This window comes from Hymenobacter radiodurans (genome assembly GCF_004355185.1).
Taxonomy (GTDB): domain Bacteria; phylum Bacteroidota; class Bacteroidia; order Cytophagales; family Hymenobacteraceae; genus Hymenobacter; species Hymenobacter radiodurans.
This window is the reverse complement of the sequence record NZ_CP037922.1, coordinates 1,341,172-1,356,569: the sequence shown is the minus strand read 5'-3', so window position 1 is coordinate 1,356,569 and position 15,398 is coordinate 1,341,172. Positions and strand designations below refer to the sequence as shown.

At 53.4% G+C, this 15,398-nt stretch carries 12 protein-coding genes and 1 pseudogene; 11 read left to right on the top strand and 2 right to left on the bottom strand.

The window, feature by feature from the left end; genetic code table 11:
- Nucleotides 1-113: 113 nt before the first annotated feature.
- Nucleotides 114-1,873 (bottom strand): annotated as a pseudogene (locus EPD59_RS06930) (pyruvate dehydrogenase complex dihydrolipoamide acetyltransferase).
- A 153-nt stretch (nucleotides 1,874-2,026) separates the two neighbouring features.
- Complete coding sequence (locus EPD59_RS06925; protein ID WP_133272145.1) at nucleotides 2,027-2,641, bottom strand: histidine phosphatase family protein; 615 nt, start codon at nucleotides 2,639-2,641, stop codon at nucleotides 2,027-2,029.
- Nucleotides 2,642-2,720: 79 nt separating this feature from the next.
- Here EPD59_RS06925 and EPD59_RS06920 point away from each other — a divergent pair, with 79 nt between their 5' ends.
- The 11 genes from EPD59_RS06920 (at nucleotide 2,721) to EPD59_RS06875 (ending at nucleotide 15,155) form a co-directional block, all read left to right on the top strand.
- Nucleotides 2,721-3,164 (top strand): hotdog fold thioesterase, encoded by a 444-nt coding sequence (locus EPD59_RS06920; protein ID WP_133272144.1) that lies wholly within the window; start codon nucleotides 2,721-2,723, stop codon nucleotides 3,162-3,164.
- Nucleotides 3,161-3,484 carry a hypothetical protein gene (locus EPD59_RS22320; RefSeq protein WP_240731654.1) on the top strand — a complete coding sequence of 108 codons (324 nt, stop codon included), beginning with the start codon at nucleotides 3,161-3,163 and terminating at the stop codon, nucleotides 3,482-3,484. The genes EPD59_RS06920 and EPD59_RS22320 overlap by 4 nt, the downstream gene beginning before the upstream one ends.
- Nucleotides 3,485-3,495: 11 nt before the next feature.
- The gene (locus EPD59_RS06915) at nucleotides 3,496-4,404 is read left to right on the top strand and encodes a chorismate-binding protein (RefSeq protein ID WP_240731724.1); all 909 of its coding nucleotides are present in this window, start codon (nucleotides 3,496-3,498) and stop codon (nucleotides 4,402-4,404) included.
- 41 nt (nucleotides 4,405-4,445) lie between these two features.
- Nucleotides 4,446-6,311, top strand: coding sequence for a 2-succinyl-5-enolpyruvyl-6-hydroxy-3-cyclohexene-1-carboxylic-acid synthase (menD, locus tag EPD59_RS06910; protein ID WP_133272143.1), 1,866 nt, complete (start codon nucleotides 4,446-4,448; stop codon nucleotides 6,309-6,311).
- Between the two features lie 16 nt (nucleotides 6,312-6,327).
- Nucleotides 6,328-7,146: a 1,4-dihydroxy-2-naphthoyl-CoA synthase gene (gene menB / locus EPD59_RS06905; protein WP_133272142.1), complete on the top strand. Its 819-nt coding sequence runs from the start codon at nucleotides 6,328-6,330 to the stop codon at nucleotides 7,144-7,146.
- Between the two features lie 111 nt (nucleotides 7,147-7,257).
- Nucleotides 7,258-8,877 (top strand): serine hydrolase domain-containing protein, encoded by a 1,620-nt coding sequence (locus EPD59_RS06900; protein ID WP_317128472.1) that lies wholly within the window; start codon nucleotides 7,258-7,260, stop codon nucleotides 8,875-8,877.
- A 221-nt stretch (nucleotides 8,878-9,098) separates the two neighbouring features.
- The gene (locus EPD59_RS06895; RefSeq protein WP_133272141.1) at nucleotides 9,099-9,821 is read left to right on the top strand and encodes an adenylate/guanylate cyclase domain-containing protein; all 723 of its coding nucleotides are present in this window, start codon (nucleotides 9,099-9,101) and stop codon (nucleotides 9,819-9,821) included.
- A 181-nt stretch (nucleotides 9,822-10,002) separates the two neighbouring features.
- Nucleotides 10,003-11,556: a lipase maturation factor family protein gene (locus EPD59_RS06890; RefSeq protein WP_133272140.1), complete on the top strand. Its 1,554-nt coding sequence runs from the start codon at nucleotides 10,003-10,005 to the stop codon at nucleotides 11,554-11,556.
- A 125-nt stretch (nucleotides 11,557-11,681) separates the two neighbouring features.
- The gene (locus EPD59_RS06885) at nucleotides 11,682-12,047 is read left to right on the top strand and encodes a DUF6370 family protein (protein WP_133272139.1); all 366 of its coding nucleotides are present in this window, start codon (nucleotides 11,682-11,684) and stop codon (nucleotides 12,045-12,047) included.
- A gap of 996 nt (nucleotides 12,048-13,043) precedes the next feature.
- The gene (locus tag EPD59_RS06880; protein WP_133272138.1) at nucleotides 13,044-13,340 is read left to right on the top strand and encodes a hypothetical protein; all 297 of its coding nucleotides are present in this window, start codon (nucleotides 13,044-13,046) and stop codon (nucleotides 13,338-13,340) included.
- 57 nt (nucleotides 13,341-13,397) lie between these two features.
- On the top strand, nucleotides 13,398-15,155 hold the full coding sequence (locus EPD59_RS06875) for a DUF885 domain-containing protein (protein WP_133272137.1): 1,758 nt from the start codon (nucleotides 13,398-13,400) through the stop codon (nucleotides 15,153-15,155).
- The last annotated feature ends 243 nt before the right edge of the window (nucleotides 15,156-15,398 follow it).

The following is a 15,398-nucleotide window of genomic DNA, read 5'->3' as shown; positions in this document are numbered from 1 at the left end:
GATTTGGCTAGATGGAGCAGGACAAAAACATATTGATTTCACAATAAAGCGAATAAATAAAAAAGCCAGCCCGTGAGGGCTGGCTTTTCAAAGCTAGAATACAAACTTAACTATCAGATCAGCATACGCATGGGGTCTTCCAACAGCGCTTTCAACGTCTGGAGGAAGGCGGCGCCCGACGCTCCGTCTACCACGCGGTGGTCGCAGCTCAGAGTCACTTTCATAATATTGCCCACGGCTAGCTGACCATCTTTTACCACGGCGGTCTGCTTAATGCCCCCACGGCCAGAATGCAGGCATCTGGGGGGTTAATGATGGCCGTAAATTCATCAATACCGAACATGCCCAGGTTCGAGATGGTGAAGGTGCTGCCCTCCCACTCGGCGGGTTGCAGCTTCTTGCTCTTGGCTTTGCCGGCCAGTTCTTTCACCTCGGCAGCAATAGTAGACAGCCCTTTACCATCAGCATTGCGCACTACGGGCACCAGTAAACCTTCGTCCACGGCTACGGCCACCCCGATGTTGACCATATGGTTCTGGCGAATTTTGTCGCCGAGCCATGAGGAGTTGATCGTTGGATGCTGCTTCAAGGCTACGGCCGCTGCTTTGATTACCAAGTCGTTGAACGACAGCTTTATGGGCGACAATGCATTGAGCTGGGTGCGAACTTCCATGGCGCGGTCCATGGTAATCTCCATCGTCAGATAGAAATGCGGGGCCGAGAACTTGCTTTCTGCGAGGCGGCGTGCAATGACGCGGCGCATCTGCGAAACGGGCGTATCGGTGTACGTGCCTTCGGGCTGAGCGCTGGTTGGTGCGGGAGCCGGAGCACTTGGCTGAGCAGCGGGTGCTGCTTTGGGCGCTTCAACAGGCGCGATGTATTCCGGTAGCGGTGCGGCAGCGGGCTTAGCGGCAGGAGCAGCGCCGGGCTGGAAGTTCTCCACGTCGCGCTGCACAATGCGGCCGTTCTCGCCGGAGCCTTTCACCTGGCTGATATCAATACCTTTTTCCTGGGCGATACGCTTGGCTAGTGGTGAAGCGAACAGGCGCCCCCCACTTGGTGCGGCATCGGCGGGTGCAGAGGTAGTAGCCGAGGCAGGGGCGGCGGTAGCCGGAGCCGCCGGAGCTTCGGCGGCAGGCGCTGCCGCTTCCGGAGCAGCCGCAGCGCCACCAGATTTGCCCCCCAGTAAGGCTTCGATATCGGCACCTTCCTCCCCGATGATGGCTAGTACACCGTCAACGGCTACCGATTCACCATCCTTCGGGCCGATATACAGCAGGGTACCATCTTCGTAGTTTTCCAGCTCCATAGTCGCCTTGTCGGTTTCTACTTCGGCCAGCACATCACCTGATTTTACTTTGTCGCCTACTTTTTTGAGCCAGCCGGCAATGACGCCTTCCGTCATCGTGTCGCTCATTTTGGGCATACGTACCACGGTTGCTTTTTTGCCATTGCCCGCGGCGGCGGGTGCAGCAGCTTGTGGCGCGGCGGCCGGAGCAGCAGGTGCGGACGTCGGAGCCGTTTTGGGTGCTTCAGCTACAGGAGCAGCATCTGCTTTGGGCGCCTCCTGAGCGGGTGCAGCGGCAGGAGTGCTGCCTCCGCTAATGCCGGCCAACAAGGCTGAAATGTCTTCGCCCTCTTTGCCTACAATAGCCAATACCCCATCTACGGGCACCGAGTCTTTTTCTTTGGGACCAATGTAGAGCAGAGTGCCATCCTCATAGTTTTCCAGCTCCATCGTGGCTTTGTCGGTTTCCACTTCGGCCAGGATATCCCCGGACTTCACTTTATCGCCTACCTTTTTGAGCCACGCCGCGATAACCCCTTCGGTCATCGTGTCGCTCATTTTGGGCATTTTTATGATTTCGGCCATCTGCTTGTTGGGCTTGGGTTGTGAAGGGTCAAAATTAGCCTGAAAATCTGCGCTGGCAAATGCTAAACGCAGGACGTGCGTAGGCTAATGAGCAAAAGTCAATTTTGGTACTAGAAAGGATACCTGTGTTAACGCAGCAAACCGCTTAGGGTGTTACGTCAAATGCGCTGTATCTAAAAAACTTCGCACCGAGAACATGGAGCCGGTGTAGTGCACCCGGTATAAGCACAGGTTGCGGTGCTCGAAGGCATCCATGTGGCTTAGGTTGTAGTTGAGTAGCTGGCACAACAGCACCCGCATAGCCCGTCCGTGCATACACACCAGAATAGTTTCTTCCTCCGGGCGGCTTATTATCAACTCAATAAAAGCCCGCTGGCGGGCCGCTACTTCATCCGGGCTTTCGCCGCCACTGAGCCGGGCGTGGGTTTCGCCCTTGGCCCACTGGTTCAGCACACCCTGATATTCAGCATCTTCTTCGGGCGTAATGCGGGTGCCTTCGCGCAGACCCCAGCTAATCTCGTTCAGGCCCGGATGCGCTTCGTGGGGCAAGCCCAGATCGAGGAAGCCCTGCACCGACTGCTGGGTGCGCTGCAAGGTAGAAGTGTAGACTTTATCGAACGCCAGATGTTTATACGCGGCGAAGAAACGGCGCGCCTGTTCGTGGCCGGCCGCGTTCAGGGAAGAGTCGACGCCGCTGCCCTGCACGATACCTTGCACGTTAAAATCGGTTTGCCCGTGCCGAATGAGGTATATTTTTTTGACGCTCACTTTACCCCTAGCTTTGTTGTGACGGGTCCGAAAGTACTGGTTTTTCAGGCCGCTGACCCAGCTTTTTTCATTTTCCCTTATGATACCACCCACCCCTACCCTCGAGCAGCTCAATGCTTGGTGTCGCAATACGATGGGCGAACACCTCGGTATGGAATTGACCGAAATCGGTGATAAACTGTTGGTTGGCCGCATGCCCGTTGATCATCGTACGCACCAGCCGATGGGCCTGTTGCACGGTGGCGCTTCCGTGGCGCTGGCCGAAACGCTGGGCAGCATAGGCGCCGCCTTGCAAGTCGACAGAACTAAGAAAGCCTGTGTAGGGCTCGAAATCAACGCGAATCACCTGAAAGGAGTTCGCTCGGGGTTTGTGGTTGGGCGGGCATTGGCCTTGCATGTGGGGCGCACTACGCAGGTGTGGGAAATCCGGATTACGCACGAAGAATCGGGGGACTTGGTGTGCGTGAGTCGTATTACCATGGCCGTCATTGATTTGCCCCCCAGAGCGGGTGAGGCCGCATGAGCCAGCGCCCCCGGCCTACGCTGGTCCCGTACCCCGGCAGTGAGCAGCTAACGCCGACGGAGCAGCTGCGGCAGCTGGTAGCCTTTGCCCTGCAGGCGGGCCTGCCGGTAGCGCTGTGGCGGCTACCTGGTGCGGCCCACGCGCAGCTTTGCCTAAGCTTCTCTTGGGAAGAAGCCCTGACTGGTTTGCCCCCCAACCTGGAACCCAGTGCGCCGGCAGGCTTCGCGTTCTTCCCTTTCCGCGACTCCGACCACAACCCGGCTTTGTTTCTGCCCGCCAACGTTTTTTTGACACGAGGCAAACCGGTCAGTTTTGGGTAAATAAGACCGGCATAGCCGACTTCCGATTAGCCGAGCTGCGGGAGTTTCTGCAAGCCACCCCGGATACGACTTCGCTACGTTGGCATCAGAGTCCGCAGCCGGCTCCTGCTACCGCTTCATTTGCTGAGTACACGGCGCTTGTACGGCGGGGCGTAGCAGCTATTGAGCAGGGAACGGTACAAAAAGTGGTGTCGTCGCGGGCAGCGCGCCAACTTTTGCCCCCCGACTTTGATGCGCTGCTGGCGTTCGAAGAATTGCAGGTACGTTATCCGCAGGCCTTTGTGTCGTTGGTGAGTGCACCGGGCGCGGGCACTTGGCTGGGCGCTACGCCCGAAGTATTGGCGGAGGTAACAGCAGAAGGCACATTTCGCACCATGGCCCTGGCCGCGACCCAACCCCTTACACCCGGCCTGACACCTCAAAAAGCCATTTGGCGGCAAAAGGAAATAGAGGAGCAGGCGCTGGTGGCCCGCTACATTGTGAGTTGCTTTAAGCAGCTGCGCCTTCGCGAGTACGACGAAATCGGCCCCCGTACCGTGGTAGCCGGCGAATTGCTGCATCTGCGCACCGATTTTGCCGTGCATTTGCGGCAGGTGCCGTTTCCATCTTTAGGCACCGATATGCTTCGCTTGCTCCATCCCACGTCGGCGGTGGGTGGAATGCCCCGGCAAGCGGCGCTCGACTTTTTGCATCAATACGAAGGCTACGACCGGGCGTATTACAGTGGATTCCTAGGCCCGGTAAATCTACCGCAGGCAGGCGTGGCACGCTTGTTTGTGAATCTGCGCTGCATGCAGCTCCGTCCCACCGAAGCAATTCTGTACGCCGGCACTGGCCTCACCATCGACTCCGACCCGGAACGGGAGTGGGAAGAAACTGAGCTGAAACTCCAGACCGCCGGAGCAGTTTTAGAAGGATAAATCTGCTCACATAAAAATGGTAGTTATATTAAAACGTGGTCATGCAGGCAGTTTATAACATCGCGGAAATTTGTGCGCGCCACGGCATTACGGATGTGGTGCTGTCGCCGGGCTCGCGGTGTGCGCCCTTGACCATTGCCTTTGCCCGTCATCCTGAGATTCGGGTGCGCACAGTGCCCGATGAGCGGGCCGCCGCGTTTATCGGGTTGGGCTTGGCGCAAAGCCAGCGGCGGGCAGTGGCGCTGGTGTGCACTTCCGGCACGGCAGGCCTGAACTACGCGCCAGCCGTGGCCGAAGCGTATTTTCAGCAGATTCCGCTCGTTATTTTCACCGCCGACCGCCCGCCGGAGTGGATTGATCAGCTCGACGGCCAGACCATTCGCCAAACCGACCTGTATGGTGCGCACGCCAAAGGGACGTTTACATTTCCCGCCGATACCAACCACGCCGATGCCAAGTGGCATTCGGCCCGCATTGTGTCGGAGGCAATTAATAGTGCCCAACAATTTCCGGCCGGGCCAGTGCAGGTGAACATTCCCCTTCGCGAACCCTTTTATCCAAAAGCTGGCCAGGAGCTGCGGTTTGAGGAAGTCAAAGTAATACGGGAGCAGGCCGGCACGCCAACTTTGCCCCCCAGCAAGCTAACTAGCTTGGCCCAGGCCCTGCGCGATACTTCGCGGTTACTCGTGGTGGCCGGCCAGCATGTTTTTGATGAGCAGTTGGTGCGCAGTCTGCGGAAGTTTGCGGCCGCGTATCAGGTGCCGGTAGTGGGCGATGTGATTGCGAATGTGCATCAGCCGGTGGGGGGCAATTCTGAGGCTTCCGGCACCGCGCCGATGGGGCATCAGGATGTATTTTTGGCCGTGCCGGATGCAAGTCTGAAAGCTAACCTGCGCCCGGAATTGCTCATCACGTTTGGGCAGTCGCTGATTTCGAAAGCGTTGAAGCTATATCTGCGCGAATTTGCCCCCCAGCAGCACTGGCACGTGCAAGCCGCCGGCCCAGTCGCCGACACCTTTAAGTCTCTGACGCGCATTATTCGGCTGGAGCCCACCACTTTTTTCGAGCAATTGCTATTGCTTGATAAACACCATTTTACGAGCTCAGAACTAACAACGGCCAAGGCAAACAGGCTTACAGCAGCGGCCGATGTTACCCGCGTTGCTCCTGCTGCCGTGCCATTGGGTATTCCGACACCCGGAAGCGCATCGGAATCTACAGATGCAGCCGATATTTCCTATGCGTCGCATTGGCAGCGCGCAGAGCAGTGGGCGGATGGCTTTTTAGCTGATTTTTTTGCTGGTCAAAACCAGCCTTTCAACGAGTTTACGGCCTTTCAGCACACGCTCCAGCTTCTTCCCAAAAACACGGCCCTCCACCTAGCCAATAGCATGGCCGTGCGCTACGCGAATATTTTGGGGTTGGATAACTGTGCTGCTACGGAGGTTTTTGCCAACCGTGGCACCAGCGGCATCGATGGCTGCACCAGCACGGCGGTGGGTACGGCGCTGGCACAGCCCAACCGGCCCGTGGTGCTGCTCACCGGCGACGTGGCGTTTTTTTACGACCGCAACGCGCTCTGGCACAATTACCCGCTGCCCAATCTGCGTATTGTGTTGTTCAATAACCACGCGGGGGGCATTTTTCGCCTTATCGACGGACCGCGGCAGCAGCCGGAGCTGGAAGAGTTTTTTGAAACGCATCAGCCGCTTACCGCCGAGAATACGGCGCGCGATTTCAACCTGCGCTACTTCCCCGTTTCTACTTTCGCCGAACTAGAATCGGCTTTACCGGTTTTCTTTGCACCCGAAGGCGGCGCGGCCTTATTGGAAATTACTACCGACAGCGCCACCAACGCGGCCTTTTTTGAGCACTACCGTACTTCTGTCAGAACCTCTTTCTCTTAGCATAATCACCTTCTCTATGGCCATTACCTGGACTCCCATCAAGGAATTCCGCGAGATTCTCTTCACCTTCCACGAAGGCATCGCCAAAATCAGCATCAACCGCCCGCAGGTGCACAACGCTTTCACGCCGCTCACGGTGCAGGAGATGATTGAGGCTATGGATATCTGCCGCAACCGCACCGACATTGGCGTAGTTATCCTCACCGGCGAAGGCGGCAAGGCGTTCTGCTCGGGCGGCGACCAGAGCGTGCGCGGCCACGGCGGCTACGTGGGCGAAGACACCGTGCCCCGCCTCAACGTGCTCGATTTGCAGAAGCAAATCCGCTCCATTCCTAAGCCCGTTATTGCGATGGTGGCTGGTTGGGCCATCGGCGGCGGTCACGTGCTGCACGTAGTTTGCGACCTGAGTATTGCCGCTGAAAACGCCCGCTTCGGCCAGACGGGTCCCAAAGTAGGTTCCTTCGATGGTGGCTTTGGGGCGAGCTATCTGGCCCGCGTAGTAGGCCAGAAAAAAGCCCGCGAAATCTGGTTCCTCTGCGACCAGTACGACGCGCAGGAAGCCCTCGACATGGGCCTTGTGAATAAAGTAGTGCCGCTGGAGCAGCTCGAAGAAACGACCGTGGCTTGGTGCCGCAAGATCCTCGAAAAAAGCCCCCTGGCGCTACGTATGCTCAAATCCAGCTTCAATGCTGAGCTTGATGGACAAGCTGGCATTCAGGAGCTGGCTGGCAATGCTACGCTGCTCTATTACCTGAGCGAAGAAGCCAAGGAAGGCCGCAACGCCTTCGTTGAGAAGCGCAAGCCTGACTTCGACAAGTACCCTAAGTTTCCGTAACTGGTAATTGATTTTTATAAAAAGGCCTGTACCACGTGGTACAGGCCTTTTTATTTACAACAATCTAATGAGGACTAACTCGGGTAATACCAGAGCACAGCGGGGCTAGCATTGAATTATATAAATAATAGTTATGATGCAATACAGGTAAACAATTCATATATATTGATCCTTCAAACCCACTCTATGCGCAGCCCTTCTTTACTCCTGCTTCTGTTGTTCTCTTTGAACGCATTTGCACAGCTAAAATCCACGTCTATCACCTACCCTGAGGCTGTTTTTACCGATACAGCCCGGATGACGAAGATTCGGAGAGCCCTGCCCGTGCTCGACAGGATGTATAAAAAATATGCTACTGCTATGCATGCACCGGGCTTTGTGTACGGGGTGATGGTTGATGGACAGCTACTCGCATCAGGTGGTACTGGTTATGCCAATATTGACCAGAAAATCCTCGCCACTCCGCAATCAGCTTTTCGGATTGCTTCCATGACCAAGAGCTTCACCGCTATGGCGATTCTGAAGCTCCGTGACGCAGGGAAGCTCCGCCTTGATGACCCTGTGTCGCGCTACGTACCCGGTTTTAAAAAACAGCACTTTCCGACTGCCGACGCTCCGGTAGTAATCATTCGGCATCTTCTTACGCATGCGGCGGGCTTACCGGAAGATAACCCTTGGGGCGACCGTCAGCTGGCTATGAGCGATGCGCAACTGGTTGACTTTATTAACAATGGGCTCAGCTACTCAAACAATCCGGCAGTAACGTATGAATACAGTAACCTTGGATTTATTACCCTAGGATACATTATCAGGAAAGTCTCAGGGAAGCCTTACCAACAGTATATAAACGAAAATATATTGAAGCCTCTAGGCATGACGCACACATACTGGGACTATGGCCAAGTGCCTCCTGCCCAATTAGCGCATGGATACCGTTGGCTGGAGGAACAATGGGTAGAGCAGCCTATGCTACATGATGGTGCCGGCGGGGCAATGGGCGGCCTAATCACGACTATGGAAGACTTTGGCAAATACATGGCCTTTTATCAATCGGCTTGGCCAGCTTCTAGCGCACCAGATAAAGGCCCCGTGAAAAGAAGCTCGTTACGGGAAATTCAGTACCCATCAAATTTGATTGGCCAGAATGCCCAATACAAATACCCATCTGGGCGCGCTTGTTCGCTGATGGCGGCGTATGGCTATGGCATACGGTGGAGCAAGGATTGTGAGAACCGGGTGACAGTTGGGCACAGCGGCGGGCTGCCGGGCTTCGGTAGCAACTGGGCGATTTTGCCTGATTATGGTATTGGGCTAGCGTGCTTCGCAAACGTTACATACGCCCCCACTTCCCCCATCGTGATCCGGATGCTTGACACGCTCGCGACACTAGCTGACCTGAAGCCTCGCCAGCTTCGTCCTTCTAGCGTATTGAATGAGCGTAAGGATCAGTTAGTGGAGTTCTTACCATCTTGGAACGAGGCTGAAGCAAGCGGTATTTTCGCAGATAATTTCTTTCTAGATTACTTCACTTCCTCTTTGCGCAAAGAAGCAACTACACTTTTTGAGCAGGCTGGTAAGATTGTGCGAGTTGGAGAACTAGTTCCACAAAATGGGTTACGGGGCAGCTTCTTATTAGAGGGAGAAAAGAAGAATCTAGAAGTAAGCTTCACCCTCACACCCGACCAAGTACCCCGAATTCAGGCGTATTACATCAGGGAAAAGAAAAAGTAAGTACCTGTTTAGTAAGGTTACTTCACGGCCACTTTACCCATGTATTGCATTAAGCCTAACTTCTGTTCCGAGCTTATATCAGACTAATATCCCAAACTAAAGGCTAAGCCAAAAGCTTACAGTAGCAATGATCAGGCAGAATTTTGTTAGAAACGTGTAAATATTAGTTGATATAATACTATATTAAACTTGAAGCCTTAACATGGGATTTCAAGGTCAGTATGAAAGAGACACAGATTTGCCAAGGCTGCTGGGAGCATATGCATATGCCGACTGCCATACGTGGTCCTTTTTCTGCTTTCTTCAGAACGTTTGGTATCAAACGAAGCAAAATGCATCCTAATATGTGCACCTTTTGCGAGAGCAATTTTGCCAAGATAATGAAGCATAAACAGGTCCCTGTTTCTACTACCATTCTCTTCGCTGATATTCGGGGCTACACAGATTTGTCGCAGCAAGTAGAACCTGAGAAGCTGAACGAACTGCTACACCATTTTTACGACCGATGCTCAGCGGCAGTATGGGAAAAAGACGGGATTGTCAACAAGTTCATTGGTGATGCTGTGCTGGCCATCTTCAATTTCCCATTAATTAGGAAAGACCATGTGCAAAATGCCGTTAGCGCCGCTGTGCAACTGCAAAAAGACTGTCAGCATATGAAGGAGGAAATTGGCTTACGTGATCTCCAAACGCTTGGGGTGGGCATCGGAATTCATACCGGTGAAGCCTACGTGGGGGAAGTGGGAACCACTTACAAAGATTTTACCGCTATAGGCCCGGTGGTTAATCTGACATCGAGGCTTCAGGGCGCGGCTGGCGTAGGCGAAATTATGGTCACGGAAGAAGTCTTCAAGGAAGTGAAAGAGCAATTTCCAGATGCCGAAAAGAAAGTCCTTACTCTCAAAGGCATTCCTAATCCTGTAGAGGGCTATGTTCTTGTCTAACAATATATTGTTGAGGAAAACTATTACCAGGATTGAGTTTAAAAGAATAATTTAAGCAGGCCTAAAACCAACTCAGGGGGCAACACTTTACAATCATTTATAGCCCATCAGTAGCCGCCAACCGCGAACAAGAAGTCGTATTAAACTTCCATCGATAATACACGACTGGAACAGAAACGACATGGCCAGCGAATCTCAACGTACTACGCGGGCCCTGGATAGCTCTTCCTCCTACTGGCTCACCCGCTTTGTTATGCTGCGCCTGTTGGGCGTCATCTATGCCGTGGCTTTTCTCGTGGCAATCAACCAAATCATTCCCCTGATTGGCTCTAATGGCCTCCTTCCCGTAGGAATCTACCTAAAGCAGGTGAGCGATGCACTCGGTTCAAATGGGGCAGGCTTCACCCGTTTACCGTCGCTTTTTTGGCTCTGGCACTCGGACGCGGCCCTGCTCATGGCGGCTTGGGTCGGGTTTGTGCTTTCCTGCGTGGTAGTGGCCGGCTACGCGAATGCCCTGCTGCTGGCGATGCTCTGGTTTCTCTACATTTCCTTTGTGCACGTGGGCCAGGAATGGTATGGTTACGGCTGGGAAATTCAGCTTACGGAAACTGGTTTTCTCGCCATCTTCCTTTGCCCCCTGCTTGATCTGCGGCCTTTTCCGAGGTACGCGCCCCCCATGCCCATCATCGTTTTATTTCGATGGCTGGCTTTCCGCATTATGCTGGGGGCCGGATTAATTAAACTGCGCGGGGATGAAATATGGCGCAACAGTACGGTCCTCTATTACCATTTCGAAACGCAGCCTATTCCCGGCCCGCTGAGCCGCTGGTTCCATTTTCTGCCGCGCCCCATGCTTCAGGTTGGCGTCTGGTTTAATTGGCTGGCCGAGATTGTAGCGCCCTTCTTCGTGTTCTGGCCTCGGGTAGCACGCCACATCGCGGGAGCGGTAATCGTGTTATTTCAGATCAGCATCATTCTGAGCGGCAACCTCTCATTCCTAAACTGGCTGACGATTGTGCCGGCGCTGGCTTGTTTCGATGATGGCTTCTGGTCCAGAATTCTTCCCCGTCGCCTCGTTGGTATGGCAGAAGAAGCGGCTGAACACGCTGAAGAATCCAGACCCTTGCTTACCACCGCCTGGGTTGTAACAGCTCTTATCGCCATTCTAAGCATTAAGCCTGCCCTGAACATCGTGTCGCCGGGGCAAATTATGAACACCTCCTTCGACCCACTGGACCTTGTAAATACCTACGGCGCCTTCGGAACGGTGGGAAAGGAAAGGTTGAACGTGGTGTTTGAAGGAACGATGGATGAGAACCCCACCGACCAAGCCAACTGGAAACCCTATATCTACAAAGGTCTGCCAGTGGCTCTGGACGAGCGGCCGTCCCAAATTGCCCCCTACCAACTGCGGTTAGACTGGCAAATGTGGTTCGCTTCCATGTCGTCCCCCGCTGAGTACCCTTGGACGGTGAATTTGGTCTGGAAACTTTTGCACAACGATCCAGGCACGGTGAGTCTGTTTGCGAGTAATCCTTTTCCCAATCAGCCGCCACGCTATATCCGGGCTGTGCTGTACCGGTATTCGTTTGCGGAGCCCGGCAACGACCAAGGGCTTTGGTGGAATCGAGAGCGAGTAGGCATCTGGCTAAGAGCTATGTCCGCCGAAGATCCGCAGTTGATTCAGGTCCTGCAAAGCGCCGGGTGGATTCCGCTGGATGGACCTATGAAATAACCCAGATGCGGCCGCAAAATTTGCCCCCCGCCTTCCTGCGTGTTAGTGCTAGAGCAGGTACTTTTTTCCGTTATTTACACATGGCAATCTTGTTGCCGATGACTCATCAAATAACCAGTTGCCCTATGAAGTCTTTGTTACTACTAGCTCTCTTAGGCTTTTTCGCGGTATCCGCGGCCACTGCCCAGACTACCCAAGCCGCTGCTGGTGTAGCTGCCGCCCCAGATAAGGCCAAGGAAATGATGGTGGTAGACGCTTCGTGCGGGCAATGCAAGCTGGGACTCCCGGGCAAAAGCTGCGATTTGGCGGTGCGGATTGATGGCAAAGCCTATTTCGTCGACGGGTCCGACATCGATTCGCACGGGGACGCGCACGCAAAAGACGGCTTCTGTAGCGCCATTCGCAAGGCGGAAGTGCAGGGCGAAGTAGTTGACAACCGCTTCAAAGCCAGCTATTTTAAGCTTTTGCCGGAGCCCGCCAAAGCTAACTAGTTGCCTATTCAAGGTCTGACCGCTAAGCCGACCTGAAATACACCATTGATACTCAGACTCGCTCCCCAACCCGTATGCCTACTGCTGTCAAATGGGGTGTAATGCTTCGATAATTTCTGGATGGCTGGCGGTATGGCTGTTGCGAGTCCGAACGCTTTTCCCACAGCATACCTATTCCCAGCCCTGAGTATACTTTCATTGTTGGCTGGCGCACATAGTAAATATCAGCTCGCACTAGTAAGGCGGCTGCCTTTGTAGTTGTACTGGAGCTTGTTTGTATACCGGCAGTGATGACGTCTCTTTTCTGCTTGATGTAGGATGCCTGCCCACTCACCCCGACGACCGGACTAAAGAAATACCGATAGCCTACACTCATTGGGCCTAGCGTCGATTTTTCGATTTTAGAATTGCTATATCCCCAACCTAGATCGAACTCGATAGTTAGCGGCTTAACAAATCCGTAAGATAGATATACCTCATGCGGGTGTTTCTGAGCCACTAAACGCTCAGAAACCGATAGTATCGACACTAACAGTATCAGGTATTTCATCTAGATAGATCAGCCAGATCGTGTAAACAATATACAATTATTAATTAGTATGATCCTATTATAATATATAAATATACCTTTTGCTATACCCGGTAGATATGACTCCGCTTTATGCACTCGCCCGTATTATTCTTCAATGAGACAGAAAATAGATTCCCATATTCTTGACAGCAAGTAGGAAGCTAAGAGATTATTTCCTTCTATTATAGGAGTAGGCAAATGTTGCGTTTGTACTGGCTGATTGACTATAATAATGCTTCTAACTTGGCCAAAGATTTACTCCTAGCCGAAGGCATGGCAGACCCCACATACGACGAAGCTATCCGGCGAATTCGGCGCATGCATTGGCTGCACTACCCTATACAGGCAGCCGTCATGGCCGCATTCGTCTTGGCCGCCAGCCGCCGAACCGCCGGATCAGGAACCGTAAATCCGCAGCTTGCCACATGGCCGGCACTTTTGCTCCTGGGGGCTTATTGCTGTTGGTGGGTGTGCTCGTGTACCTGGTTTCTTCCCAGATTAAGCCGAACCTACGCCGGCCAGCGACGGAGAACCTGCGGCTGTACCAAAGCCGCATTTTTCTACGCAACAGCCTATTAGGGCTCACTGGCTTACCACCGCTCGTCACTTTCACCATCACCAAGAGTCCCATCGATTTAGTATTCTTCGGGTGTTTATTGCTCACGCTCTGCGCGGTAATGGCACCTTCGGCCAAAACGTATCAGCGGTGGCTTATTGGGTAACGCTGTACTTCCGGCCTTGGTCTACTAGTGGCAAGGCTCACTCCTAACTAATTATTTATGAGAATTTCAGTACTCTGCACCTTTTCCCTACTGCTCGTCGCGGGCGGACTTCGGGCCCAACAAAAGACTGTTCAGAAAGATATTGCCGCCGCTTTGACGGCTATCAAAGATTTTGAGAAGCAGGCATGGAAGCGCGACAGCAGCAGCAATCATGTATTGCGCTCCCGAACGGAAAGCAGCTTTATAGCCAAAGGGCTTTTCTACCAGAAAATCAACGCGCAATTAAAGGCGATTAAGAAAAAGGATCTGTCGTTTGACGACCAGATTAACCTGGAGTTATTAAGCCACGATGTACTGGATGAATTGGCCGAGTATCAGTTCAAATCCTATTTGAATCCCATCCAAACCGATGCTGGTTTTCATGCTAGTTTAGCGTCGAGAGGCAATGCTACTATCAATTCTAAAAAGGATGCCGAGCAGTACATTATTCTCATAAAAGACATCCCGCGTTTTGTCGATGAGAACTTGCAATTAATGCGTCAGGGCATTTCTTTGGGTATCACGCAGCCCCGAGAAGTGCTTAATGGCTATGAAATCAGCTACACCCAGCACATAGTAGCAACGGCTGAGCAATCGGTGTTTTGGAAGCCTTTTACTAAGAAACCAGCCGCAATTTCCGAGGCTGATTGGGCAGCCTTGCAAACTACTGCGAAGGCCGTCATCACGAAGGATGTAATTAGCAGCTACCAGAAGATCAAGACGTTTTTTGATCAGGACTATTTACCCAAAGCTCGTCCCACGCTGGGCGCCTCAGGGTTTCCGGATGGCCGTGCCTATTACGAGGACCGAGTGCGGCACTTTACGACCACCAGTCTCCCGTCGGAAGAGGTGTATCAGCTTGGCTTGAGGGAAGTAGCGCGGATAAGAGGGGAAATGGACAAGGTTATTCGGGACGTGAAGTTCAAAGGCGACTTTAAAGAGTTCATTGCCTTTTTGCGCACCGACCCGCAGTTTCAGCCCAAAACAGCCGATGCCTTATTGAAGGATGCCGCCTACATCGCGAAAACCGTGGAGGGCAAATTGCCTTCGCTCTTTGGCAAACTGCCCCGACAGCCATTTACGGTAGTGCCCGTACCGGAACATTTAGCCCCCAATTATACCGCAGGACGATATTCGGGTGCACCCATCAGCAGCACCCGGGCCGGTCAATACTGGGTAAACACGTCCAACCTACCAAACCGTACGCTGTACACGCTGGAGTCGTTGACGCTGCACGAGGCGGTGCCGGGTCATCATTTGCAGAATGCCTTGACGCAGGAGCTGACCGATTTGCCTGAGTTCAGGAGAAACAACTACATCAATGCCTTTGGCGAAGGCTGGGGCTTGTACAGCGAATACCTGGGGCACGAAATGGGCTTCTACAAGGACCCATATAGCTTATTTGGCCGGCTGACCTACGAAATGTGGCGGGCCTGCCGCCTCGTGATTGACGTGGGCATTCACTCCAAAGGCTGGACGCGGGCCCAAGCCGTGGCCTACCTAGCCGATAACACGGCACTTTCCCTGCACGAAGTAAATACGGAGGTCAACCGCTACATTTTGTGGCCGGGGCAGGCGCTGGCCTACAAAATGGGCGAGTTGAAAATCAAGGAAATGCGCCAAAAGGCGGAAGCCGCGTTGAAAGACGACTTCGACGTTCGCGCCTTTCACGACATGGTGCTTTCCAACGGCACCGTCACGCTCTCTATTTTAGAGAAGATGACAGACCGGTTTATTCAGCAGCAACAGGAAAAAACAAAAAATAAGAAGAGCTAACTGGGCTTCGGTGGCATACCTTCTAACTAGTGCGGAGTTGTAGGTCGTATTCTATGGCAACAACCAGTTTACAGCCAGTCTATCGCTACCCGACAAACTAGACCGGTGTGGGTGACTAATTATTCAGGTTAAAAAATGGAGCCGTAACCTTCACAAGCGCAGCACCAGGCACGGAAGAAGCTTTCCTGCTCCGGGTCTTGTTGGCCCTGTCTCTCCTTTTCTCTGAGCGAATTATCCGTGTTG

Bases quoted from the DNA above. Each gene is read 5' to 3' on its own strand.
- EPD59_RS06920 (WP_133272144.1), top strand. From the start codon at position 2,721: ATGATACCACCCACCCCTACCCTCGAGCAGCTCAATGCTTGGTGTCGC.
- EPD59_RS22320 (WP_240731654.1), top strand. From the start codon at position 3,161: ATGAGCCAGCGCCCCCGGCCTACGCTGGTCCCGTACCCCGGCAGTGAG.
- menD (WP_133272143.1), top strand. From the start codon at position 4,446: ATGCAGGCAGTTTATAACATCGCGGAAATTTGTGCGCGCCACGGCATT.
- menB (WP_133272142.1), top strand. From the start codon at position 6,328: ATGGCCATTACCTGGACTCCCATCAAGGAATTCCGCGAGATTCTCTTC.
- EPD59_RS06895 (WP_133272141.1), top strand. From the start codon at position 9,099: ATGAAAGAGACACAGATTTGCCAAGGCTGCTGGGAGCATATGCATATG.
- EPD59_RS06890 (WP_133272140.1), top strand. From the start codon at position 10,003: ATGGCCAGCGAATCTCAACGTACTACGCGGGCCCTGGATAGCTCTTCC.
- EPD59_RS06885 (WP_133272139.1), top strand. From the start codon at position 11,682: ATGAAGTCTTTGTTACTACTAGCTCTCTTAGGCTTTTTCGCGGTATCC.
- EPD59_RS06880 (WP_133272138.1), top strand. From the start codon at position 13,044: ATGGCCGGCACTTTTGCTCCTGGGGGCTTATTGCTGTTGGTGGGTGTG.
- EPD59_RS06875 (WP_133272137.1), top strand. From the start codon at position 13,398: ATGAGAATTTCAGTACTCTGCACCTTTTCCCTACTGCTCGTCGCGGGC.